Source organism: Marinobacter shunpengi (assembly GCF_045449715.1).
In the GTDB taxonomy this organism is placed as follows: domain Bacteria; phylum Pseudomonadota; class Gammaproteobacteria; order Pseudomonadales; family Oleiphilaceae; genus Marinobacter.
In genome coordinates this window covers 155469-180695 of sequence record NZ_JBJJLA010000015.1, presented here as the reverse complement: position 1 = coordinate 180695, position 25227 = coordinate 155469, and the positions used below count along the sequence as shown (strand labels likewise).

General features: G+C 61.4%; 18 protein-coding genes and 3 tRNA genes. 13 read left to right on the top strand and 8 right to left on the bottom strand.

Going from position 1 to position 25227, the window contains the following annotated elements:
• Positions 1-3: 3 nt before the first annotated feature.
• Positions 4-372 carry a YqcC family protein gene (locus tag ACJO3T_RS08830; RefSeq protein ID WP_406978326.1) on the top strand — a complete coding sequence of 123 codons (369 nt, stop codon included), beginning with the start codon at positions 4-6 and terminating at the stop codon, positions 370-372.
• 30 nt (positions 373-402) lie between these two features.
• Here the strand turns inward: ACJO3T_RS08830 and ACJO3T_RS08825 are convergent, their stop codons facing one another.
• Positions 403-2466, bottom strand: coding sequence for a putative bifunctional diguanylate cyclase/phosphodiesterase (locus tag ACJO3T_RS08825; RefSeq protein WP_406964593.1), 2064 nt, complete (start codon positions 2464-2466; stop codon positions 403-405).
• Positions 2467-2541: 75 nt separating this feature from the next.
• On the bottom strand, positions 2542-3411 hold the full coding sequence (gene nadC, locus ACJO3T_RS08820; RefSeq protein WP_406964595.1) for a carboxylating nicotinate-nucleotide diphosphorylase: 870 nt from the start codon (positions 3409-3411) through the stop codon (positions 2542-2544).
• 295 nt (positions 3412-3706) lie between these two features.
• On the opposite strand from nadC, the gene ACJO3T_RS08815 reads away from it, so the two are divergent.
• On the top strand, positions 3707-6130 hold the full coding sequence (locus tag ACJO3T_RS08815; protein WP_406978325.1) for a DUF1631 domain-containing protein: 2424 nt from the start codon (positions 3707-3709) through the stop codon (positions 6128-6130).
• Between the two features lie 110 nt (positions 6131-6240).
• Positions 6241-6819, top strand: a complete 579-nt coding sequence (gene ampD / locus ACJO3T_RS08810; RefSeq protein ID WP_406964597.1) for a 1,6-anhydro-N-acetylmuramyl-L-alanine amidase AmpD — start codon at positions 6241-6243, stop codon at positions 6817-6819.
• Here ampD and ACJO3T_RS08805 read toward each other — a convergent pair whose 3' ends face one another.
• From ACJO3T_RS08805 to ACJO3T_RS08785, 5 genes are all read right to left on the bottom strand, one after another.
• Positions 6820-7377, bottom strand: coding sequence for a cob(I)yrinic acid a,c-diamide adenosyltransferase (locus ACJO3T_RS08805; RefSeq protein ID WP_406964598.1), 558 nt, complete (start codon positions 7375-7377; stop codon positions 6820-6822). It abuts the gene before it with no gap.
• 40 nt (positions 7378-7417) lie between these two features.
• Positions 7418-8365: a ketopantoate reductase family protein gene (locus ACJO3T_RS08800; protein ID WP_406964599.1), complete on the bottom strand. Its 948-nt coding sequence runs from the start codon at positions 8363-8365 to the stop codon at positions 7418-7420.
• Positions 8366-11218: a valine--tRNA ligase gene (locus tag ACJO3T_RS08795; protein ID WP_406964600.1), complete on the bottom strand. Its 2853-nt coding sequence runs from the start codon at positions 11216-11218 to the stop codon at positions 8366-8368.
• A 155-nt stretch (positions 11219-11373) separates the two neighbouring features.
• Positions 11374-11853 (bottom strand): DNA polymerase III subunit chi, encoded by a 480-nt coding sequence (locus ACJO3T_RS08790; protein WP_406964601.1) that lies wholly within the window; start codon positions 11851-11853, stop codon positions 11374-11376.
• Positions 11840-13333, bottom strand: coding sequence for a leucyl aminopeptidase (locus ACJO3T_RS08785; RefSeq protein ID WP_406978324.1), 1494 nt, complete (start codon positions 13331-13333; stop codon positions 11840-11842). The genes ACJO3T_RS08790 and ACJO3T_RS08785 overlap by 14 nt, the downstream gene beginning before the upstream one ends.
• Before the next feature lie 207 nt (positions 13334-13540).
• Here ACJO3T_RS08785 and lptF point away from each other — a divergent pair, with 207 nt between their 5' ends.
• On the top strand, positions 13541-14650 hold the full coding sequence (gene lptF, locus ACJO3T_RS08780; protein ID WP_406964603.1) for an LPS export ABC transporter permease LptF: 1110 nt from the start codon (positions 13541-13543) through the stop codon (positions 14648-14650).
• Positions 14637-15698 carry an LPS export ABC transporter permease LptG gene (gene lptG, locus ACJO3T_RS08775; RefSeq protein ID WP_406964605.1) on the top strand — a complete coding sequence of 354 codons (1062 nt, stop codon included), beginning with the start codon at positions 14637-14639 and terminating at the stop codon, positions 15696-15698. The genes lptF and lptG overlap by 14 nt, the downstream gene beginning before the upstream one ends.
• On the opposite strand, the gene ACJO3T_RS08770 is transcribed toward lptG, so the two are convergent.
• Entirely contained in the window at positions 15699-16247 is a 549-nt protein-coding gene (locus ACJO3T_RS08770) for an RDD family protein (protein ID WP_406964607.1), read from the bottom strand.
• A 141-nt stretch (positions 16248-16388) separates the two neighbouring features.
• Here ACJO3T_RS08770 and alaS point away from each other — a divergent pair, with 141 nt between their 5' ends.
• The 8 genes from alaS (at position 16389) to ACJO3T_RS08730 (ending at position 25195) form a co-directional block, all read left to right on the top strand.
• Positions 16389-19019, top strand: coding sequence for an alanine--tRNA ligase (gene alaS, locus ACJO3T_RS08765; protein ID WP_406978323.1), 2631 nt, complete (start codon positions 16389-16391; stop codon positions 19017-19019).
• Positions 19020-19190: 171 nt separating this feature from the next.
• Positions 19191-20423, top strand: a complete 1233-nt coding sequence (locus ACJO3T_RS08760) for an aspartate kinase (protein WP_406964610.1) — start codon at positions 19191-19193, stop codon at positions 20421-20423.
• A gap of 186 nt (positions 20424-20609) precedes the next feature.
• Entirely contained in the window at positions 20610-20810 is a 201-nt protein-coding gene (gene csrA / locus ACJO3T_RS08755; protein ID WP_406964611.1) for a carbon storage regulator CsrA, read from the top strand.
• 169 nt (positions 20811-20979) lie between these two features.
• Positions 20980-21069 (top strand) — tRNA-Ser (locus ACJO3T_RS08750).
• A 189-nt stretch (positions 21070-21258) separates the two neighbouring features.
• Positions 21259-21335: transfer RNA gene (locus tag ACJO3T_RS08745), tRNA-Arg, on the top strand.
• A gap of 188 nt (positions 21336-21523) precedes the next feature.
• Positions 21524-21600: transfer RNA gene (locus ACJO3T_RS08740), tRNA-Arg, on the top strand.
• A gap of 451 nt (positions 21601-22051) precedes the next feature.
• On the top strand, positions 22052-23479 hold the full coding sequence (locus ACJO3T_RS08735; RefSeq protein ID WP_406978322.1) for an alpha/beta hydrolase: 1428 nt from the start codon (positions 22052-22054) through the stop codon (positions 23477-23479).
• Between the two features lie 276 nt (positions 23480-23755).
• Entirely contained in the window at positions 23756-25195 is a 1440-nt protein-coding gene (locus ACJO3T_RS08730) for an alpha/beta hydrolase (RefSeq protein ID WP_406978321.1), read from the top strand.
• The last annotated feature ends 32 nt before the right edge of the window (positions 25196-25227 follow it).

The following is a 25227-nucleotide window of genomic DNA, read 5'->3' as shown; positions in this document are numbered from 1 at the left end:
GCAATGCGCTCCGCTCTCTCCGAAGAGGATTTCCCCATGAGCGTGTCCCACGAGCTGTTGTCCGAAGTGGCTGACCGTCTTCTGGGCATTGAAGTCGAAATGCGCCGGATTGAGGTATGGTCCAGCGAGCCCCCTTCCGATGAAGCCCTGTCCAGTACCCAGCCGTTCTGCATCGACACCCTGGAATTCACTGAGTGGCTACAATTCGTATTCCTGGCGCGCATGCGGGTTATCGTGGAGCGGGGGCATGGTCTGCCGAATGTCTCCGGTATTGCGCCCATGGCGGAGGAATACTTCCGGGCCCGCCCCGAGCCCGGCGATGGCCTGGTGCGCGAGCTGGAAGCGATAGACGAGCTGCTCAGCGAGTCCTAGTGGACCGTTTGGTCAATTCGCTGACGCGGGTTACTGGCTGTCCGACAGCGCCGGCATCAGTTGACGGCCCTCCCGCACCTGTGCGAACAGGCTGGCCAGTTCCTGGCTGGATACCGGCGGGCAGAACCGGTGTCCCTGTACCATGTGGCATCCCGACTGGCGCAGGAACCGGTCCTGGTCCTCGCTTTCAACTCCGGCGGCGACCACCCTCAGCGACAACCGCCGGGCCAGACTGATCAGGGTATGGGTAATGGCGGCGGTATTCTCGTCATCAGGCGACCGCTGAAGCAGGCTTGGATCAATCTTGACCTGGTCGAAGGGCAACTCCCTCAGCAGGGTGAGGGATGACAGGCCGCTGCCAAACCGGTCCAGGGTGAGGCTGATACCGATTTCCTTGAGCCTGTGCAGCACCGCTGCGGTCTCCTCCAGTCGATCCGACAGGATGCGTTCGTCAATTTCCACCATCAGCAGGGCCGGGTCCAGCCGGGTGGCTTCAATGGTGCGTTGCAGCTCCTCCGCCAGGTGAGGGTGATTGTACTGGCGGGATGACAGGTTGATGCTGATTCGCACCGGTGAGCCGCTCATGGCCTGGATGGCCCGGGCCTGCAGGCAGGCATTGCTGCAGATCCATTCGCCAATGGCATGGAGCTGACCACTCTGTTCCGCCACCTCCAGGAAATCCGCCGGCGACAGCATGCCCCGGCCCGGGTGGTTCCAGCGCAGCAGGCTTTCCAGGGCCACGATCTGACCACTGCGGGCGTCCAGCACGGGCTGGTAGTGGAGATCCAGTTCACCGGCCCGGATGCCGGCGCGCAATTCCTGTTCCAGGGACATCTGCCGCTGCATTTCGTGGTTCATGTCCTCGCTGAAGAACTGGATATTGTTGCGACCGGCCTTCTTGGCCCGGTACATGGCCATATCGGCGTTTTTCAGTAGCTGTTCGTAGCTGAAACCGTCATCCGGGGCCACTGTTATCCCGATGCTGGAGGTGATCACCAGTTCGCCTCCGGGCACCTTCACCGGCTCGGTGATGGCCTCCAGGATGCCCCGGGCCACCTTTTCGCAGCCTTCCGCGCCGCTGACATGGTGTAATAGCACCGCGAATTCGTCGCCACCGAGCCGGGCAATGGTGTCTTCCTCCCGTATGGTATTCCTGAGCCGTTGTGACAACGTCTTGAGCAGGGCGTCGCCGGCGTCGTGGCCCAGGGTATCGTTGATGCGCTTGAAGTGGTCGATATCGAGGCCGATCAGCGCGCAGTTGTGGCCATGGCGGCTGGCGCTGGCCAGGGCCCGGCGACAGCGATCCTCGAACAGCCGGCGGTTGGCGGTACCGGTTAGCACATCGAAATGGGCCAGGTAATGGAGCTGGTCCTGGGTTTTGCGGATCTCCGAAATGTTCTGGCCGATAAGGATAAGCTGCTGGCGGTCTTCTTCCTCGTCCTGGAGCAGGTTCAGGTTCCAGAGGATGATGTGGTCGGTGCCATCGTAGCTCTGGATGCCGGTTTCCAGAATCTCCTGGGTATGACCGGTGCCCAGGGTCTTGAGGATCTTCCAGCTCATTTCGTCCCGGTATTCCTCGGGTATGAAGGTTTCCACCAGGTTGCGGCCCACGGCTTCATCACGGCTGTAGCCGAACAGGGCTTCCGCGGAGGCGTTCCACTGGCGGATCCGGAAGGTGGAGTCGATCAGCATGATCGGGGTGGCCGCGGTATCGAACAGTGCCCGGAAATGCCGGGAGGAGCGCCGGAAGGACCGTTCCGCCTGCTGCCGTACGAACACCTCGTCACGAAGTTCCTGGTTGATGGCCTGCAGCTCCCGGGTACGTTCCTCCACCACTTCCTCAAGGTGGGATTCGATCCGGCGTCGTTCCCGCAGCAGCGCCCGTACGTAGACAAAGGTTCCCGCCAGCACCAGCATGGCGGGGCCCGCCGACCACATGAAACGGATCAGCGTCTCCTGCTCGAGGGGCACCTTGGGGGCGGTGAGCAACACAAGGGGGCTCAGGGCCAGCACCAGTATTACCAGGCTGACCAGACTGTCCGCCAGTATTGGCAGCCAGCGCTCCCGAATTTGATGGGTCCTGGTTTCTTCCATGTATCCCTACCTGTATCCGGCCCGGGAGTCCGCGCGGGTTCTCCGCGCATTCCTGGTGTCCGATTGTCTCTGGTGTCAGCCCGGGTCGGGGCTGCCCTCGACGTGAAGCCTCATGGATAGATCGACGGCTTCCACATCCTTGGTCAGTGTCCCTATGGATATATAGTCGACACCGGTTTCCGCAACGGGTACCAGGGTATCCCGATTGATGCCGCCCGACGCTTCCAGGCGGCAGGCGCCTGCGACCATGGTGACCGCGGTTTTCATCTCGTCCAGCGAGAACTCGTCCAGCATGACGATATCGGCGCCGGCGTCCAGGGCCTCATGCAGTTCGGCCATGTTCTCGGTTTCCACTTCCACCGGCCGGCCCGGTGCAATCTGTCGTGCCTGGCGGATCGCGTTGGCGATGGAGCCACAGGCGGCAATGTGGTTCTCCTTGATCAGGAACGCATCCCACAAACCGATACGATGGTTATAGCAGCCTCCACAGGTCACTGCGTACTTTTCTGCCAGCCGCAGCCCTGGCAGGGTCTTGCGCGTATCCAGCAGCCGTACCCCGGTATGGGCCACCTCGTCGGCGAATTCGCGGCAGCGGGTGGCTACCCCGGACAGGGTCTGCAGCCAGTTCAGGGCCGAGCGTTCACCGGTCAGCAGGCTTCGGGCAGGACCCTCGCAGGTGAACAGTGTCTGGTCCGGGGCCACCCGGTCACCATCCGCCACCGCCCAGGTCACGGTTACTGACGGATCTATCTGACGGAACACCTCATCCACCCAGGCTCGCCCGGCAATCACCGCCGGCACCCGGGTGATTACCCGAGCCCTTGCCCGTTGCCGCTCCGGGATCAGGGCAGCGGTTATATCGCCACTGCCGATATCTTCTCTCAGGCTGAGGGCAACGGACTCAGTACGGCTCTGGCGTAACAGCTCTTCGGACATGGGTGTCATGGTCGCTCTATTCCGGTCGGTCAATCGGGGCCGCTGATTGTATCGGCAGGTGCCTGTGACTGGAAATGCCCCGTGTATCGATCCATGGATCATTGGGTGACGTTTTACGTCAGTTTTTGCGAAAAGGCGACCGGTAGCATCCACCGGAGTGCCGAAAATTGGAGCTGGTATCACGAAATTGTGATGCTGTTCCTCTGTTCACAAATGGTGACAAAAACTGACACATATTGACGAAGTAAGCGCCTATGATACCCGATACAAGAGTGTCAATCATTGTAAAACAGGGCCTGAAACCATGGCACAGGAAAGCAAGGTAGTCAGTCTCAGAGACGCGCCAGGGGCGCGTACGGAGTTACCCGCTGCCCTAATACGCCTGAGGGATGCCTCTGCACGATCCCTGACCAGGGTCATGTCGGAGTTTTTCGATAGCGCCGACGATGTATTGTTCAGCATGGCGGACCGGGCGGGGTCCAACCAGGACCAGATTGCCTATTTTGACGCCATGCGGGAACTGCGTCTGCGGCGCAAGACCATGACCAATACCATGCTCCAGTGGGTGGCCCGGGCCTTCAACGAGATTGGCCGGTTTGATCCCATGCCCCGGAGTCGTGGTCTGGAGGATGTGGATCAGGACTCACTGACACTCCTCGATGACAACGAGCTGGAACAGAAAGTTGCCATCGAAAGCCTGATCAACAAGCTTGCCAACCGTTATGCCGAACCGGTGCGCCTGCTGAGTGCCCGTATTGCCCATGTTTCCGGCTACCATGAGCTGGCCGACCGCCAGATGCCCCTGAGCCCGGAAGTGATCTGTACCGGTCTGGGGGAGGCCAGTGGCGAACTGGATATTGATATTCGTGCCCGGCTGGTGGTCCTCAAACTCTTCGACCGGCTGTTACTGGACCGCCTGAGTTCGCTCTACCAGGATACCAACCGGATGCTGGTGGCCGAGGGTGTGCTGCCGGATCTCAAGCGTCCGTCGGCGGCAACCCCCGCGAAAGACGAGGCTCCACGTCGTCCGGTGCCGCCACCCGCAAAGCGTGCGTCCGCAGATACCGAACGACCGCAAGGCGACAGCAGTGACGAGGCCGAATCTTCGGTGACCTTCTCCGAACTCACGGCGCTGCTGCATCGTAGTGAAGGTGCCCAGCAAGGCCTGTCCGGTGGTGTGGCTGCCGGTTCCGGCACAGCACCGCAACTGGATACCCGCACCCTGATGAAGCAGCTGGGTGGCATCCAGGGGTCGGCCATAACCAGTGAAAACGGTGAAGTGCTGCCTCTGTCGGAGCTGCTTGGCCGGGTACTGGAACGTGGCGCCGGGCAGGGTGGCCAGGGCCTGCCGGTCAACCAGGTGGACGGTGATGTGATCAACCTGGTGGCCATGCTGTTCGAGTTTATCCTGGACGACCGCCAGTTACCGTCGGTCATGAAGATGCTGATCGGCCGCCTGCAGATTCCGGTGCTCAAGGTGGCGCTGCTGGACCGCAGTTTCTTCAATCGCGGTGGTCATCCGGCCCGCAAGCTGCTGAACGAACTGGCCCTGGCGGGCATTGGCTGGTCCCCGCGGGGGGATAACCAGCGTGACCCGCTGAGGGAAAAGATTGAAGGCATTGTCGACCGGTTGCTGAACGAGTTTACGGACAACGTCGGACTGTTCGATGAATTGCTGGTTGATTTCCAGCACTTCATGGACCTGGACCGTCGCCGCCGTGAGCTGGTGGAACAGCGCCTGCGGGATGCAGAAGAGGGCAGGGCCAGGCATGAGCTGGCCCGTGAACGGGTGGGTAAGCTACTGGCCGGTGTGCTGGATACCTACCGACTGCCGGACAGGGCGCTGGCCATTGTCCAGGAACCCTGGCGGAAGTACCTGGAGTGGCTGTTCCTGCGGGAAGGGGATAAATCCGGAGCCTGGCAGGAAGCCACCGACCTGACTATCAGGCTGGCCTGGAGTCTGGATCCTCAACCCGTGGAGGAAACCACCCGGGATGACCTGCTCAAGGCTATTCCCGGCATCACCGATGCCCTGCGCAGGGGGCTCCACGAGATTTCCTGGGATCCGTTCGCCATTGACGCGGCCATCCGTGATCTGGAACTGGCCCATGTGGATGTCCTGCAGGGACTGGTGACCCATCCCCGCAAGCCGGAAGCCGAGGAAGAGCTTCCCAGCGGCCCGGCGGATGAGCTGGTCGCCGAGCCGGCGCCCGAAGCCAGGCAGACAGTGCCCGAGCCGGCACCTGAACAGCGGACACCGGAGCCTGGGGCAAAAGCGGATGACGTCCCTGTCCTGAAAGTGGCAGAAGACGAGCCGGCCCGGGCAGAGCCCGAGGCCCGCAAGGCCGTCAAGGCACCGGAACCCACCGTGACACAGGAAAAGGCGCCGACGCCCACCCCGGAAGACAAGGCCGGCACCAGGGCGGAGACCCCGACCCCGGACGTGGATCCTGTCTGGATGGAAAAAGCCGCTGGCCTGCGGGTTGGTTGCTGGGTGGAGATGCCCCGGGACAATGGCCGCCTGCGTTGCAAGCTGGCGGCAATCATCCGCGCTACCGGCAAGTACATCTTCGTTAACCGCAATGGCGCCAAGGTGGCGGAATACCTGCAGGATGAGCTTGCCATGGCTCTTTCCACGGGCAGCATCACCATGCTGGATGACGGCCTGATCTTCGACCGGGCGCTGGAGTCCATTATCGACAACCTGCGTCACAACCGTCGGGACTGAGGGAACCCATCCCGGGAGTCTGCCGGATAACGTCCGCGCGGACTCCTCGCCCTGGCCGGGGCTTTATGATTCAATTCGGGATCTGACATTTGCCAACTAGCAGGAAAGCCGTGTCCGATCCCGAATTCTCCTACCTTGCCTCTGAACTGCGAACGTCCGGTCGTCTGCCGTCCGCCCGCTGGTGCCCCTCACCCAACTTCGGTCCCCGCCCGGACGAGGACGATATCTCGCTGCTGGTGGTCCACAACATCAGCCTGCCGCCGGAACAGTTTGGTGGCCCCTATATCGAGGACTTCTTCCGCAACCGTCTGGATACATCCGCCCACCCCTATTTCCGGGAAATCGGCGAAATGAAGGTGTCGTCGCACCTGCTGATTCGCCGGGACGGGGAAGTGCTGCAGTTTGTCAGCCTGCGGAGCCGGGCCTGGCATGCCGGGCGGTCGGCGTTCTGCGGTCGGGAGGAATGTAACGACTATTCCATTGGTATTGAGCTGGAGGGGGCGGACCATATCCCCTACACGAAAAAGCAGTACCGGACCCTGGTGGAGGTAACCCGGCAGATCATGGCGGGCTGGCCGGCGATTACCGAAGACCGGATAACCGGCCATAGTGATATCGCCCCGGGCCGTAAGACGGACCCCGGCCCGGCCTTCGACTGGAACTATTTCCGCCGGTTGCTGGCTGGCTGATCAGATGCGGGAGCGGTGTTGCTCCCAGAGCACTTCCTCGCCGCCATCCCGTCTTGCCAGTACCCTGGCCACAACGAACAGCAGGTCTGATAATCGGTTGAGGTAGTGGCGGGCGTCCGGGTTGATGGAGTCCTCGTGCCCGAGGGCCACCACGACCCGCTCGGCACGACGGCAGACGGCACGGGCCAGGTGGCACTGGGCGGCGGCCACCGATCCCCCGGGCAGGATAAAGTTCTTCAGGGGCGGCAGGTCGGTGTTGTAATGATCCAGGGTGTCCTCCAGCCAGCGGATATGCTGTTCGCCGATCACCTCGCTGCCGGGAATGGCAAACTCTCCGCCCAGGTCGAACAGGTGGTGCTGGATACGGCGCATGGTTCCGACCATCTCCCCGTCGGGTGCCAGTTGTTCGATCAACAGGCCGATATGGCAGTTGAGTTCGTCGGCGGTGCCCATGGCCTCGACCCGCTGGGCGTTCTTGGCAATCCGGTTACCGTCCGCCAGGCCGGTGGAACCATCATCGCCGGTGCGGGTGTAGATCTTCGACAGTCGGTTACCCATGTCGGGAACTCCGTTCTGGATTGGGGGGGGGTCTGGTGATTTACGACACTAACGCTTTTACCCGGTCGGTCAGCATCTGGTTCACCGGTGCATTCAGGCCCAGCTCCCGGGAGCGGTTTGCCACGTAACCGTTGATATAGTCGATCTCGGTGGCGCGACCGCTCTGGAAATCGCCCCGCATGGAGGATGTGTTGGCGGCCGTGTTCCTGGCAACCCGTTCGATATCATCCCGCAGTTCCCTGGGAGTATGGGCTGGCAGGCCCTCGGCGGTTATCAGGTTGGCGAGTTCCTGGCAGAGCCCGTCGATATGGTCCAGAAACAACGGTGAGTCCAGTATATCGCCATTACGGCAGTCGAGGATGGCGGTAAAGGGATTGATGCCGGCGTTTACGGCGAGCTTGCCCCAGAGCCGTTCCAGGATGCGGCTTTCCCCCCGCACTTCCAGGCCAGACCGGGATAGCTGTCGGATGACTCCCGGGGTGAGGCCGGCGGCCTGGTCTGTCAGGGCGCCAACCCAGGTATGCCCCCGGGCGGCGTGAACCACCCGGTCCGGTGTGGGGCGATTGGCCGCTTCCGTGGTGCTGGCGGCCAGCACCGGGCGATGGGGCCAGCGTTGGGCCACGGCCTGCTGGCTGCCAAGGCCATTCTGGAACAGCACGATCGGACAGGATTCGGGCAGGCGGTTGACGATGTCCGTCAGTGCCGCGAGGGTATCGCCCGCCTTGGTGGTCACCAGCAGCAGGGTGGTGGCGGACAGGTCGGTCAGCCAGCGACGAACGATGGCGTGTTCACGCCCTTCGGCGTCCTGGAAGTGGTAGTTAAGCCTGAACGAGGACAGCGCAGACGCGTTGCGGGGAACGAATCCGGTGCTCGCAGGTGGCAGGTAAGCGGCCCACAGCCCTCCCAGTGCACCGGCGCCGAGGATGGCGATGCTCTCATCCTCGACACCGGACTGGGAGGGATTGCTGGACGTCCGCGGGGAGGGCACTTACATGGCCTCTATGTCGGACCGCTGGTCACTCAGGCGCTTCTGGCTGCCCTGGGCGTCGCGGAGCTTGTCTTTCTCTTTCTCTACCACTTCGGGCGGGGCCTTGGCCGTGAACTTTTCGTTGTTCAGCTTGCCCTCCAGGCGCCCGATCTCCTTCTGCAGGCGTTCCAGCTCTTTGTCCAGGCGCTTGAGTTCCGCCTCCTTGTCAATCAGGCCGGCCATGGGCACCAGTACTTCCATGTCACCGACCAGTTGGGTCGCGGACATGGGGGCCTTGCCGTCCCCGAGCCATTCCAGCTTTTCCAGCTTGGCCAGTGAAATCAGGAACTGGCGATAGTCGTCCATGCGGCGCTGGTCGTCGGCACTGGTCCCCTTGAGCAGCACAGGGATCTGCTTCGCCGGGGAGATGTTCATCTCACCGCGAATGTTGCGCACGGCGACGATCACGCCCTTGAGCCATTCGATATCGCCGGCCACCTCGGGGTCGCGCTTGCTGTCGTCCGGCTGCGGGAAGGGCTGCAGCATGACGCTGTCACCGGTCTTGCCGGCCAGGGGCGCGATGCGCTGCCAGATTTCCTCGGTGATGAAGGGCATTATCGGGTGGGCCAGCCGCAGAACGGCCTCCAGCACCCGAACCAGGGTGCGGCGGGTGCCGCGCTTGGCTTCGGCGCTGGCGTTTTCATCGTTCAGGACCGGCTTGGACAGCTCCAGATACCAGTCACAGTATTCGTTCCAGATAAACTCGTAGAGGGCGTGGGCCGCCAGGTCGAACCGGTACTGATCCAGGTGACGGATCACCTCGCCTTCGCAGTATTGCAGTTCGCTGATGATCCAGCGGTCCGCCAGGGACAGTTCCACGGGTTCGCCGTTGACGCCGCAGTCCTCGCCCTCGGTGTTCATCAGCACGTAACGGGCGGCGTTCCACAGCTTGTTGCAGAAGTTGCGGTAGCCTTCCAGGCGCTTCATATCCCAGTTGATGTCCCGGCCGGTGGTGGCCATGGCTGCAAGGGTAAAGCGCAGGGCGTCGGTGCCGTGGGCGCTGATGCCTTCCGGGAACTCTTTCTTCGTGCGCTTGGCGATCTTCTCCGCCAGCCTGGGCTGCATCAGGTTGCCGGTGCGCTTGTCCAGCAGGTCGTCCAGGCCGATGCCGTCGATCATGTCCAGCGGGTCGATAACGTTGCCCTTGGACTTGGACATCTTGTCGCCATGCTCGTCCCGGATCAGGCCGGTGACATAGACGGTGTGGAAGGGTACCTGCGGGGTGCCGTCTTCATTCTTCATGAAGTGCATGGTCATCATGATCATGCGGGCCACCCAGAAGAAGATGATGTCGAAGCCGGTGACCAGCACATCGGTGGGGTGGAAGGTCTTCAGGCGTTCGGTAATTTCCGGCCAGCCCAGGGTGCCGAAGGTCCACAGGGCGGAGCTGAACCAGGTGTCCAGTACGTCTTCGTCCTGATTCAGCGCGAGGTCGTCAGCCAGGCTGTATTTCTGACGCACATCGGCCTCGTCCCGGCCCACATAGATGTTGCCCTCGGCGTCATACCATGCGGGGATCCGGTGGCCCCACCAGAGCTGGCGGGAGATGCACCACTCCTGGATATCCCGCATCCAGGCAAAGTACATGTTCTCATACTGCTTGGGTACGAACTGGATGCGGCCGTCCTCCACCGCCTCGATGGCGGGCTTGGCCAGGGTCTTGGCATCCACGAACCACTGGTCGGTCAGCATGGGTTCGATGATCAGCCCGGAGCGGTCGCCCCGGGGCACACTCAGGAAGTGGTCCTGGGTGTCCTCGAGCAGGCCGGCGGCGTCCAGGTCGGCGACGATCCGCTTGCGGGCCTCCTCGCGGGTCTGGCCGGCATAGGCCTCCGGCATGGTGCCGTCGAGATCGGTATTCTCGGTGCCGTCGGCATTGAAGATCTCCGCCTCGGCACGGATGCTGGCGTCCGGGGTCATGACGTTGATCATGGGCAGACCATTGCGCTTGCCCACCTGGTAGTCGTTGAAGTCATGGGCCGGCGTGATCTTCACGCAGCCGGAGCCTTTCTCCGGGTCGGCGTGGTGGTCGGCGACAATCGGAATGCGGCGGTTTACCAGCGGCAGCATCACGTGCTTGCCGATCAGGTGCTGGAAGCGCTCGTCGTCCGGGTGTACCGCCACGGCGGTGTCCCCCAGCATGGTTTCCGGCCGCGTGGTGCCGACCACCAGGTAGTCCAGGCCGTCCTCGGTTTTCGCGCCGTCCGCCAGCGGATATCGCAGGTGCCAGAAATACCCTTTCTCTTCCTTGTTCTCCACCTCCAGGTCGGAGATGGCGGTGTGCAGTTTCGGGTCCCAGTTCACCAGCCGCTTGCCCCGGTACACCAGGCCTTCGTCGAACAGGCGGATAAACACTTCCTGCACGGCTTTGTAGAAGCCATCGTCCATGGTGAACCGTTCATGGTCCCAGTCCACCGAGGTGCCCAGCCGGCGCATCTGGCCGGTAATGGTGCCGCCGGACTGTTCCTTCCAGTCCCAGATACGCTTGATGAACGCCTCACGCCCCAGGTCGTGGCGGGTCTTGTCTTCCTCGCTGGCCAGCTTGCGCTCCACCACCATCTGGGTGGCGATACCGGCGTGGTCGGTGCCCACGGTCCACAGGGCGTTGCGGCCCTGCATGCGGCGGTAGCGGGTGAGGGTGTCCATGATGGTGTGCTGGAAGGCGTGGCCCATGTGCAGGCTGCCGGTCACATTGGGCGGCGGGATGGCGATACTGTAGGACTGACCTTCACCGCTGGGGCGGAAATACCCTTTGGATTCCCAGTTTTTGTACCACTGGCGCTCGATGTTTTCTGGCTGGTAGGTTTTTTCCATGGGTGTCTTCTGGTGACCGTTTTGGTTGGTTCGCAAGGGACTAAAATGAAAGGCCGATTATACATGGTCACTGGTGTTGCGGCGAATGGGCGGCAGTCGATGCAGGCCGATGTTTTTGGCGGGCTGCGAAAGGTTTGGAGTGCGCTGCCGGGCGCTTATCGCTTTCTCTGATCATGAACCCTGGGCTCAATACCCAATGCCCTTAACTGCTTGAACTGGGAGCGTGCGGTACTCAGCGTTTGCGGGTCGTTGTGGGCCACCAGGGCCAGCCGCCGGAAGCGATCGGCGTCCGCCGGCAGCTTGGCGGACAGGATAACGACTGTGTCCCAGTCATCCGCCGCTGGCTCGCATAGCAGGATGCCCACCGGGTCAGGGCAGCGGGTGGTGGCGTCGGGCACAATGCTGTGGGGGATGAAGGCATCCGGTGCGAAGTTCCACAACAGGTCGTCCAGCTCCTCGGCGTGGCTGTACTGATCGCAGGCGATGCAGACCCGGTCTCCCTGCTGCCAGGCCTTGTCCACCAGGCGGACCGCATGGAGGTTGCGGTCCGCCGGGCTGGCACCGGCAAGGATATGGAACCAGTACGATCGGTTCCCGTTGCCGCCGGTTCCGGACGGGGTGTTACTTTCCGGCATTGGACATCAGGTAGTCGACCAGCAGCGGTACGGGGCGACCGGTGGAGCCTTTGGCCTTACCGGAGAGCCAGGCGGTACCGGCGATGTCCAGGTGCGCCCAGCGATAGTCCCTGGCGAACCGGGACAGGAAGCAGCCGGCAGTGATGGTGCCGGCAGGTCGGCCGCCGATGTTCTGCATATCGGCGAAATTGCTGTCCAGCTGGCTCTGGTATTCGTCCCACAGGGGCAGGCGCCAGGCCCGGTCGCCGGAGCGTTCACCAGCGGCCAGCAGGTCGTCCGCCAGGGCGTCGTTGTTGGCCAGCAGGCCGGTGGCATGACTGCCCAGGGCAATGATGCAGGCGCCGGTGAGGGTGGCCATATCCACCACCACTTCCGGATCGTACTTCTTGACGTAGGTGAGAGCATCACACAGCACCAGCCGGCCCTCGGCGTCGGTGTTCAGGATCTCGATGGTCTGCCCGGACATGGAGGTGACGATATCGCCGGGGCGGGTGGCGGTGCCGCTGGGCATGTTCTCGGCGGCGGCCACCACGGCCACCACGTTGATCTTTGGTCTGGTCTCGGCAATGGTCTTCATGGTGCCGAACACTGCGGCGGCGCCGCCCATGTCGTACTTCATTTCGTCCATGCCTTCGCCGGGCTTCAGGCTGATACCGCCGGTATCAAAGGTGATGCCCTTGCCGACCAGCACATAGGGTTTGTCCTTGGCCTTGCCGCCCCGGTATTCCATGACAATCAGGCGGGCGGGCTGGGCGCTGCCGGCGGATACGGACAGCAGGCTGTTCATACCCAGCTTCTTCATCTGCTTTTCGTCGAGAATCTCGGTTTTGATGACCTCGTTTTCCTTGGCCAGCTCCTTTGCCCGGTCGGCCAGCCAGCTCGGGTGACAGACGTTGGCCGGGGTATTGCCCAGGTCACGGGTGAAGTTCATGCCGCGGCCGGTGGCCAGGCCCAGGTTGAAGGCGTCCTTCAAGGCCTTGCCGGCACCGGAGGCCAGCACGGTCATCTTGGTGAGGTTGCGCTTGGGTGGCTTTTCACTCTTGAAATCGAAGAAAGTGTAGAACTGCTCCTCCAGGGTGCGGCCAATCAGGTTGAGCTTCGCGGCCTCGGAGGTGGTGGCGTCCTCGCCGATAAGTGGGGTGTCGGCCAGGGCGACAACCGCGTTCTTGGCGGCGCCGTCCTTGAGCGAACCCGCCATGGCGACCAGGGCCTTGCGGTAGTCCGCCGGCTTGCGACCCGCGTTGCTGCCGCTGCCCACTACCAGCACACGGCTCCAGGGCGTGTCTGCGGTGGGGATCAGCAGGGTACTGGCGGTCTTGCCGGTAATGTCACCACTCTTGTGCAGGGCCTTGAGCTGGCCGCCCATGGCCTCGTCGGCCTGGGTGGTGGACGCGGGCCATTCGCCTTTCTCGGGAACGGCGACGACCAGGCAATCGGTTTTGGCACTGCTGATGGCTTTGCTGCTGAGCGTGAAATTCATGGCGACTCCTGAAGGTTGTCGGCAAGGTGTCAGAATGATCCCTATAGCATCGGGGTCTGTTCCCGATTTATCAAGCACTTTGCGGTGTTGCGGCTATGGTTTATACCCTGGGAGTTATTCCGGGGCGCCCCTGTCATTTGGCGGGCAGGTTCCATAGAATAGCCCGCATTCCCTTTATGCCGGTGACTGCCCTTTGCGAGGCCATTGTTGAGCATCATCTTCCGCTATCTGACCCGACAGACCCTGATCACCATGCTCGCCGTCTCCGGTGTGCTGCTGCTGGTGTTCATGAGTGGCCGGTTTATCAAGTACCTGGCCGAGGCAGCCGCCGGCGAGCTGGCCGGGGATGTGCTGTTTGCCATCATGGCCTACCGGTTTCCCGGTTTCCTCGAACTGATCCTGCCCCTGGGGTTCTTTATCGGCATCCTGCTCGCCTATGGCCGCATGTACCTGGAAAGCGAGATGACCGTGCTGTTCGCCTGTGGTGTCAGTGATCGCCAGGTCCTGGGTCATACCCTGATCGCGGCGCTGGTGGTGATGCTGGTGGTGGGGGCCATGAGCCTGTGGGTTACCCCCTGGGGCATGAAGAACGTGGAGCGGATCTTCCACGAGCAGAGTCAGGTGACGGAGTTCGAGATGCTGGCCCCGGGGCGGTTCCAGGCCCTGGATTCCGGGGGGCGGGTGACCTACACCGAGGCCCTCAGTGATGACAAGCGCAAGCTCCAGGGCGTGTTTATCGCGGAGTATTCGGAGGCCGACCAGCAGTTGAGCCTGGTGGTGGCCGAGGAGGGCTCCCAGTTCGTGGACGAGGACACCGGAAGCCGCTTCCTGGTGCTGCAGGACGGGGCGCGTTTCCAGGGGCTGCCCGGCGAGCTGGACTACGCCATCACCGAATTCCAGGCCTATGGTCTCAAGGTCGCCGAGCAGGATGCCCGGGGTGGCGAGGATGAAGAGGGCATGAGTACCGCGCAACTGATGGAATCGGATGACCCGGAACTGCGGGCACTGTTGCACTGGCGTTTTTCGCTGCCGCTGATTGTTCCGGTGGTGACCCTGCTTGCCGTGCGCCTGAGCCGGGTAAATCCGAGGCAGGGGCGCTTTTTCCACCTGTTACCGGCGATGATGATCTACATCCTCTACTTGGGGCTGCTCATCGTGGCCCGTGATGCCCTGGCGTCCGGCAAGGTGCCTGAATGGATCGGCATGGCCTGGGTGCATCTGCTGTTCCTGGCTCTGGGGCTGTGGCTGCAGTTCGGCCCCGCCTGGCTCCATCGACGGCGGCTTGAGCGCGAAGGAGGTGCCCGTGCGCAGGCTTGACCGGTACATCATGGGAAATGTTGGCGGCGCCATGTTCCTGGTCATGCTGGTGGTGCTGTCCCTGGACCTGGTGTTCGGCTACATCGCGGAGCTGGACGACACCCGCAACGACTACCAGGCCATGGAGGCGGTCCTGTACATGCTGCTGACGCTGCCCCGGCGAATCTATGACTACCTGCCCCTGGGGGCGTTCATGGGCTGCCTGGTGGGTCTGGGGGCCATGGCCAGTTCCTCCGAGCTGACGGTGATCCGCGCGGCCGGCGTTTCCATTCGCCGTATCGTCTGGTCCGCCATGAAGCCGGCGCTGGTCATTGTGCTGATCGGCGTGGTGATCGGCGAATACGTGGCACCCCCGGCCGAACGGATGGCCCAGAGCCAGAAGGCGGTGGCCCGGGGCGGCTCCGGCAATATCGCCGATGCCAGTGGTGTCTGGCACCGGGAAGGGGATACCTTTATCCATCTCAACGCGGTGCAGCCGGACGGTGACCTGCATGGCGTTGCCCTGTTCCGGTTTAATGACGACCGTTGGCTGGTGACGGCCAGCTACGCGGCATCGGCGACCTACCGGGGCGATCACTGGCTGCTACAGGATGTGCGCAGGACCTTCCTGTCCCGGGACGGTACCCGGCAGGAAAGGGTTGACCAGGAACGGTGGGACAGCGGGCTGACGCCGGAGGTGCTCAGTGTGCTGGTGGTCAAGCCCGAGAACCTGCCCCTGGGTGGTCTGTTCACTTACGCCCGTTACCTGGATCAGCAGGGCCTGACGTCCGGCCAGTACTGGCTGGCATTCTGGAAGAAGGTACTGATGCCGGTGGGCACGGCCGTGATGGTCATCGTGGCCATTTCGTTCATCTTTGGCCCGCTGCGGTCGGTCACCATGGGCTTCCGGGTGTTTACCGGGCTGATCGTCGGACTGCTGTTCAAGTACATGCAGGATCTGCTGGGGCCCATGAGTCTGGTGTTCGGGTTCAATCCGATCCTCGCCATCCTGATTCCGATCGTGATCAACGGCCTGATCGGCGCCTGGCTTATGCGCCGGGCGGGCTGATCAGGCCTTGCCGCCGGCCTTCTTTTCCTTCGCCAGGGCAACCACGACACTGTTGGAGGTCCGGTCCGTCAATGACAGCCCGTTGATGGGGTAGAACAGTGACACCAGCAACGGGATGGTCAGCAAAAGCGTGACCGTTCCGATGTAGTGGCCGGCCAGCATGGCGAGAAAGGTGGCGGCGGCCGCCGTACCATAGCGCAACAGTGCCTGGGTCCAGCTCACCGAGGTGCCATCAAGGTTCTCGATACGGATGCGCCAGACCTGCATGCCGAGGGTCTGGCCGATGCGTGTCCAGAAATAGGCAAAGAACAGGTAAAGTACCAGGAACAGTACAAAAGTGAGGCCCGGGCCACCCGAGAGCTCGCCGGCTTCCGCCATCTGCTCGTACCGGTCCCAGCCGGTGATCCAGCCGGCGATCATCAGGTAGGCCCAGGTGGCGAGTAGCAGCACGGCAATGCAGATCAGGCCGTCGTAGACAATGGCCAGAGCACGCTTGAGCGCGGTGGCGGGGGGAAGCAGTTCCTCGGCGTCGTGGAAGCGTCGGGGCATTGGGGCTCCTGGGTGGTTTCACGTTTTTCCTGATTTCGGCGTGTGCTAGAGTAGCGGATTTGCACACGCATGTAATTATTCCTTATTAAACGCGGCCCTGGCGGGTATTCCGCCGGGTTTCTGGAAAGGTATCAAAGGTCTATGAAAACCGCAGAGTTGCGTCAGGCGTTTCTCAAGTATTTTGAACAGCAGGGGCATACCATCGTTCCGAGCAGTTCGCTGGTGCCACAGGATGATCCCACCCTGCTGTTTACCAATGCGGGCATGAATCAGTTCAAGGACGTCTTCCTGGGTCGCGAGGAGCGGGATTACGTTCGTGCCACCACCTCCCAGAAGTGTGTGCGGGCCGGTGGCAAGCACAATGACCTGGAGAACGTGGGGTACACCGCCCGGCACCATACCTTCTTTGAGATGTTGGGCAACTTCAGTTTCGGCGACTACTTCAAGCGTGAGGCCATCAACTTTGCCTGGACCTTCCTGACCGGTGAGCAGTGGCTGAAACTGCCCCAGGAAAAACTGTGGGTCACCGTCTATGCGGAAGACGAGGAAGCCTACGATATCTGGAATCGGGAAATCGGCGTTCCGGCGGACCGCATCGTGCGTATCGGCGACAACAAGGGCGCCCGCTACGCCTCCGACAACTTCTGGCAGATGGGCGATACCGGCCCCTGTGGTCCCTGCACCGAGATCTTCTACGACCATGGCCCGGATGTGGCCGGTGGCCCTCCCGGCAGTCCGGAGGAAGACGGCGACCGCTATATCGAGATCTGGAACGTGGTGTTCATGCAGTACAACCGCCAGGCAAACGGCGACATGCTGCCGCTGCCCAAGCCCTCGGTGGATACCGGCATGGGCCTGGAGCGCATCACCGCGGTACTGCAGGGCGTCCACAGCAACTATGAGATCGACCTGTTCCAGGACCTGCTGAAGGCGGCCTCTGATGTGCTGGGTGGCGTCGACACCACCGAAGCCTCCCTGCGGGTGGTGGCGGACCACATCCGCTCCTGTGCCTTCCTGATTGCCGATGGTGTCATGCCGTCCAACGAAGGCCGGGGCTTCGTGCTGCGCCGCATCATCCGCCGCGCGGCCCGCCACGGCAACAAGCTGGGCGCCAGGGAGGCTTTCTTCCACAAACTGGTGGCTGCGCTCGTGGGCCTGATGGGCGATGCCTACCCGCAACTGCGCAGCAGCCAGAAACAGATTGAAAAGGTGCTGCTGCAGGAAGAGGAGCAGTTTGCCAAGACCCTGGACAAGGGCCTGCGTCTTCTGGAGCAGGATATTGCCGACCTGAAGGGCAGCGAGATCCCCGGTGAGACCATCTTCACCCTGTACGACACCTATGGCTTCCCGGTGGACCTGACCAACGACATTGCCCGCGAGCGGGGCCTGACGCTGGACTATGAGGGCTACGAGAAGGCCATGGAACAGCAGCGGGAACGGGCCCGCGCCGCCAGCAAGTTCGGCATCGACTACAACACCGCCGGCATCAAGCTGGAAGGCAAGACCGAGTTTACCGGCTACGAGCGTATCGACGGCCACGAGATCATCCGCACCGTGCTGGTGGATGGCGAGGAAAAACCGGCCGAGGCCGGCGACGAGGCGGTGATCGTGCTGGAACGCACACCCTTCTACGCCGAATCCGGCGGGCAGGTGGGGGACACCGGCCTGCTGACCTGGAGTGGTGGCTGCTTCCAGGTCAACGATACCCGCAAGGAAGGCGACAACCACCTGCACATCGGCACCGTGGTGGAGGGTGACTTCACCGCCGGACAGGAGGTGGATGCCCGCATTGATCACAGGCGCCGCGAGGACACCAAGAAGAACCACTCCGCCACTCACCTGATGAACGCCGCCCTGCGCAATGTGCTGGGTGAGCACGTGAGCCAGAAGGGGTCGCTGGTGGACCCGGACAAGCTGCGTTTCGACTTTTCCCATTTCGAGCCGGTCACGGAGGAGCAGCTGCGTGAGATCGAGCGCCAGGTCAATGAGCAGGTCCTGGCCAATACCCCTGTCCAGACCGACCTGATGGACATGGAGAGCGCTAGGGAGAAGGGCGCCATCGCGCTGTTCGACGAGAAGTATGGCGACACCGTGCGGGTGCTGAGCATGGGGGCCGACGACTACTCCATTGAGCTGTGCGGTGGCACCCATGTTGCCCGCACCGGCGATATTGGCCTGTTCCGCATTACCTCCGAAAGCGGTATCTCCGCCGGCGTACGGCGTATCGAGGCGGTGACCGGTTTTGGCGCCCTGCGCTGGATAACCGAGACCGAAGACACCCTCAACCGGGTCGGCAAGCTGGTCCGGGGCAGCCGTGAGACCGTGGTGGAAAAGGTCCAGGCGGTAATTGACCGCGGCCGTCAGCTGGAAAAGGAAGTGGAACAGCTGAAGGGCAAACTGGCCAGTTCCGCCGGTGCCGATCTGGCGGGCTCGGCGGTGGACGTCAAGGGCCTGAAGGTGGTGGCCGCCCAGCTCGACGGAGCCGACCGCAAGTCGCTGATGGAGACGGCCGACCAGCTCAAGAACAAGCTGGGTGAGGGCGTGGTGGTGCTGGCCAGTGTGGAGGATGGCAAGATCACCCTGGTAGCTGGTGTCACCAAGTCCGCCACCTCCCGCATCAAGGCCGGTGACCTGATGAAACACCTGGCCGGCCAGGTGGACGGAAAGGGGGGCGGTCGTCCCGATATGGCCCAGGGTGGCGGCAACAACCCTGATGCGCTACCCGCTGCCCTTGAGAGTGTTGCTGGCTGGGTTGAGGAAAACGCTGGCTGAAGCCAAATGTGAAATCGCTTCTCCGCGACTGTTATTCCGCTTTTAAGCGAGTGTATAATTCCGCGGTTTTTTGGGTGGCGGGACACTAGTGTCTGGCCGTTGGGGCAGCCCGATTCCGGTGGTAGCCGGGTCGGGCTGCTTGGTATCCCTGACCGGATATTAGGGAAGGACATGGCTCTTCTGGTTCAGAAATTCGGAGGTACATCCGTCGGCTCCGTCGAACGGATTGAGGCGGTTGCGGAGAAGGTCTGCCGGTTCCGTAACCAGGGGCACGACATTGTCGTGGTGGTGTCCGCCATGAGCGGCGAGACCAACCGCCTGATCGCCCTGGCCAATGACATCATGGAGGAGCCCACGCCCCGCGAGATGGACGTGCTGGTGTCCACCGGAGAGCAGGTTACTATTGCGCTGCTGTCCATGGCCCTGCAGAAGCAGGGGTGTGATGCCCGATCCTACACCGGGTCCCAGGTGCGGATCCTCACGGACAGCGCCCACACCAAGGCGCGCATCCAGGACATCGACGAGCGCAATATGCGCGGCGATCTGGACAAGGGTCGTGTCGTGGTTGTGGCCGGTTTCCAGGGGGTCGATGAGCAGGGCAATATTACCACCCTGGGGCGGGGTGGTTCGGATACCACCGCGGTGGCCCTGGCGGCGGCGCTGAAGGCGGACGAATGCCAGATCTACACCGATGTGGATGGTGTCTACACAACGGATCCGAGGGTGGTGGATTCCGCCCGTCGCCTGGATCGCATTACCTTCGAGGAAATGCTTGAAATGGCGAGCCTTGGCTCCAAGGTATTGCAGATCCGGGCCGTGGAATTTGCCGGCAAGTACAATGTTCCGTTACGGGTGCTATCTTCCTTCCAGGAGGGCGAAGGCACCCTGATTACCTTTGAGGATGACAGCGCCATGGAACAACCGGTTGTTTCAGGAATTGCATTTAACCGAGATGAAGCCAAACTGACCATGGCGGGAGTGCCTGATACGCCGGGCATCGCGCTTCGTATTCTCAAGCCGGTCAGCGATGCGAACATAGAAGTGGACATGATCGTCCAGAACGTGGGGGCCGATAACCACACCGACTTCACGTTCACCGTTCACCGCAACGATTACCGTCGCACCCGTGAGATCCTGGAGAAACTGGCCAGGGAACTGGGTGCCCGGGAAGTGAACGGCGACGACAGGATTGCCAAGGTCAGCATCGTGGGCGTGGGCATGCGCTCACACGCCGGGGTAGCGACCCGCATGTTCGAGGCGCTGTCCAACGAAGGTATCAATATCCGTATGATCTCCACCTCTGAAATCAAGGTGTCGGTGGTGATCGACGAGAAGTATCTTGAGCTGGCAGTGAGGGCGCTTCATAGCGCGTTTGATCTGCAATCAGCCGGGACAGAGGCCTGAAAAAGGCGGATAAACAGGTCGGTCCGCCAGGGTCTCGCTATAAGAAAGGGAACCAAACCCGTCTTTAAGTCGTCACACTATTGCCTGTAAGGGATTGTGCGACTTTTGGTCAGGTGCATCCCAATATAAATTGGTAACTAATTGTTCAAGTCGGAACAGGTAGCTCTGGAATAGGGAGTAAAGGACATGTTGATCTTGACCCGCCGCGTAGGCGAAACCCTGATGGTCGGTGACGAAGTAACAGTCACCGTACTGGGTGTGAAAGGAAACCAGGTACGTATTGGTGTGAACGCGCCGAAAGAAGTGGCCGTACACCGTGAAGAAATCTACCAGCGTATCCAAAGCGAAAAAGGCGACCCTGAAGGCCCCGAGCCCGGCAATCGCTGAGAGACGTAACCGGCCGGGTTAAAGGCTGTTATCGTCCGAAAACCGCCATGACAACAGGCCGTGGCGGTTTTTTCGTTATGGATTGAGGGGATGGCCCAGGCGTCCAGAAAAATTCTGTGTCAACCCTATGAAAACAGAAAAATTATGGTAGTATACGCGCCGTTGTCACGGAGAGGTGGGTGAGTGGCTGAAACCAGTTCCCTGCTAAGGAACCGTACGAGCAATCGTACCGAGGGTTCGAATCCCTCCCTCTCCGCCATTTTTCCTTCTATAAAGGAGGGAAACTGGCGACAGGTTGAGATAGCAATCGACCAGGCGGCCTCAGGCTCGCTGAATAGCTAAATCTGATGCGCGGCTGTAGCTCCCCGGAGCGCCGGTCGGCTGGATAAAGCACCTGGCTACGAACCAGGCGGTCGAAGATTCGATCGAAAGCTTAGAAGTTTGATGCGCGGCTGTAGCTCAGCTGGATAGAGTACCTGGCTACGAACCAGGCGGTCGGAGGTTCGAATCCTCCCAGCCGCGCCACTTATTGCACAGTCTCATCGTGAATCCGGAAAGCGCGACAAGCTTTGGAGTTCGATGGGATTCGAACCGGAAGAGGTTCGACGAAAAGTTTAGAGTTTGATGCGCGGCTGTAGCTCCCCGGAGCGCCGGCCGGCTGGATAAAGCACCTGGCCACGAACCAGGCTATCGAAAGCTTAAAAGTTTGATGCGCGGCTGTAGCTCAGCTGGATAGAGTACCTGGCTACGAACCAGGCGGTCGGAGGTTCGAATCCTCCCAGCCGCGCCATTTATACAGAAACGCCTCAGTCTGGAGCACCCCTCTGGCTGAGGCGTTTTTCGTTGTCTACTGGGAGGATTTGAACCGATAGAGGTTCGACCGGAGCACGCGAAGCGTGCGGAGGAACGTCGGAGCCAAGCGACGACGGCCCCGAAGGGGAAGGGTCGCAGGCCCGCCTAATCCTCCCAGCCGCGCCATTTATACAGAAACGCCTCAGTCTGGAGCACCCCTCTGGCTGAGGCGTTTTTCGTTGTGCGGCACAAACATTCCGTTTGCCACAGGAATGCAAATTTTCATCAAAAGTAACACCAAAAACGCATAGCGTAGATACATGTGTATCTCAAGTGTTCGCGGAACGTTCTTTCCTCCCTTCTAATAATCTCTGGTTGTACAAAATGATATTCCGCATGGCGGAATATCTTGTCGGCCAAGATACAACAATAAAAGTCGGAGGTTTACCTTGAACAAAAACAAACTTGGGTTTGCGATTACTGCTGGGTTGTTGACCACGTCCATGCTGGCGGCCTGCGGTGGCGGCAGCAGTGGTGGCGATGATGACTCTGAAGTCACACGAACCCATGACTCCCGCGAGTTTGCACCCGCAACCGATATCTCGTTCTCGGCGTCTCCCTCGGCGTCGGCCTACTACGGCACCTATGAGGGCCTCCAGGGGCCGGCTGTCTACGCAGCCGAGATTCCCGACGGCTGGAATGGCCATGGATTGATCATGTACACCCACGGCTATCGCGGGACGGGCGAAACCCTGGAGGTGTCCGTTCCGGACGCCGCCTGGCGGGCGACGGTACTGGCGGCTGGTTATGCCTGGGCGGCTTCATCCTATTCCGCCAACTACTACGATGTGCGTGCGGCCATCGAGGATACCAATAAGCTGGCCCTGGAAGTGATGGACTACATCGAGACGGATTTCGGCAACGCCTATGACGATCCTCAGCAGATCCTGATATCCGGGTACTCCCTGGGCGGACACACCGCTGCGGCGGCGGTTGATCGTGAGAACATGGAGCGAACCGCCTATAAGGTGGACTACCAGGGGGCGGCGCCGTTCTGTCAGGCGGAGCAGAACCAGTTCCAATGGCTGGGCGATTATCCCCGGGTCATTCAGGAGCTGTCCGGGTATGGCGATGAGCCTTACGAGGATTTCCAGCAGAACCTTCCGAGCATGTTGGCGAACCTGTTCGAGTTAGATGGCGCTAATGTGGACTGGGATCAACCGAATGAAGCAGGGGAGCGGCTGAAAACCATTGCCATGAACCTGACAGGCGGAGAGCGCCCGATCTTCTATGACTTCGGTTTCCCGAATCCGGCGCTCCAGGGGGCGGTGCTTGGAAGCGGCGGCAGCGGCGGTGACGTCGCAGGCATCCTGGCCCGGAATATCTATGACAATACCGATCGGGGGTATCGCTGGACAGACAGTGATCCCATGTCCGTGGATGAAGAAAACTTCAATGACCAGATCGAACGGATCAGTGCCGACGCTGGCGTAAATCCGCTTCGGGACGACGGTGTCCGGTGGATACCGCTGGTACAGGGTGATTTCGACGTTCCGGTACTGACCATGCACACCCTGGGTGACTTCTACGTGCCGTTCAGACACCAGCAACTGTATCGCGAGGGTGCCATTGAAAATGGTTCCGACGACATGCTGGTACAGCGTGCTATCCGGGCGCCCGGTCATTGTGATTTCACTGGTACGGAAATCCAGACCGCGCTGGTGGACTGGCTGACCTGGGTAAACGGTGGTGCCAAGCCTGATGGTGACGAGGTACTGGATCCGGCTGTGGTTGCCGATCCGGAGTACGGTTGCGACCATACCGTCAATGACACCACCCAGGGTCGGGATTCTCTGGGCCTCCCGGCCTGTTCCTGATCAAACTGCCCTCTGAGGTACAGGTGCGGGCACGGTGGGTGCCTGCATCTGTACCCCTCCCATCCCGTCGGAGGCTCCGGCCAACCTTCCTGAAACATCCGCTTGCTGGTCTGCCGCCAAAGATACTCGAAATGCAAAATAGTGTTAAAAGAAGAGTGTGGTGTATTAGCTGAACGATCATCCCTCCCCTTTAATTAGACGTGCCTCACAAAATGGCATATTCGTCGGACGCGCTTTGGTCCGATCTATAACAACAAAAGGAAAGTGGAGGTTACCTTGAACAACAAACGATTCTCGCTGGCCGCCCTGGGTCTTAGCGCTCTTCTGCTGGGTGTTTCCACCTCAGCCAATGCTATCTGGTGGGAATGGCCTGAACAGGTCCGTGACCACGATAGCCGTGAATTTGTCGTTGCCGATCCCCTGTCCTTTGATGCATCGGCCGCCGGGTTGTCCGAGGCGGTTGTCAATGCCAACCGGCATTGGGGGCGCTATGAAGGTATCCAGGGGGAGGCCGCCTATACCGTGGAAGTTCCCGAGGACTGGAATGGCGGTCTGATCATGTGGGCCCGTGGTTACGGGGGGGAGGGCGAGACCCTGAGGCGGGTGGTTCCCAGCGTTCCCTTCCGTAATGTTGCCCTTGGCGCCGGGTATGCCTGGGCAGCCTCATCCTATTCCGCCAACTACTACGACGTGCGCGCCGCACTGGAGGATACCAACAAGCTTGCCCTGGAGGTGACGGATTACCTGGAGCAGGACTGGGGGGGCGACTATGGAGCCGTGCAACAGTACCTGATTGCCGGCGGCTCCATGGGAGGCCATACCGCTGCGGTAGCGGTGGAAAAGGAAACCCGGTACACAGCCCGTTACCCGGTCCGGTATGAGGGAGCGATGCCGCTATGTCAGGCGGAACAGAACCAGTTCAACTGGCTGGGTGACTACACCCGTGTGGCCCAGGAGCTGGCAGGTTATGGCGACTATCCCCAGGACCAGTTCCAGGAACTGTTGCCGTTGATCCTTGGCGAGCTGTTCGTTGCGGTGGAAGGGGAGAATGCCTGGGAGCCGAAAGGTGAAGCCGGCGACAGACTCTTCCACATTGCCGAGGAACTGACCGGTGGTGAGCGTCCGATCTTCGAATATGGCTTCCGCGTTGGCGGTCTGCAGTATGCGGTGCTGGGCACTGGCGGAGCCGATGGCACGCTGAATGGCATCCTGTCCCGGAATATCTATGACAATACCTGGCGTTTCTATCGCTGGACCGATGGTCGCCGTATCACCTGGGACGAGTGGCGCTTCAACCGTGAGGTTGACCGGGAACGCGCCGACCTGCTGGCCAATCCGATCCGCACGGATGGGGTGCGCTGGCTGCCCCTGGTGAAGGGCAATTTCGATGTGCCGGTGTTGACCATGCACACCCTGGGGGACTTCTACGTGCCGTTTAAACACCAGCAGCTTTATCGCAAACGGGCGGAGTTGCGTGGTAACGGTGATCTGTTGGTGCAGCGCGCCATCCGGGCGCCCAGCCATTGTGACTTTTCGGGTACCGAGATCGCCACCGCCACGATTGACTGGCTGACCTGGGTTAACGGCGGTCCCAAACCCGGCGGAGACGAAGTACTGGACCCGAAGGTGGTGGCCGACCCGGACTACGGCTGCCAGTTCACCAACAACGCGCTATCGGTCGGGCGTGACAACCTGCCCGCCTGCAGCGGCGACTAACCACATATCACCCCATCCCGTGCCAGGGAAGG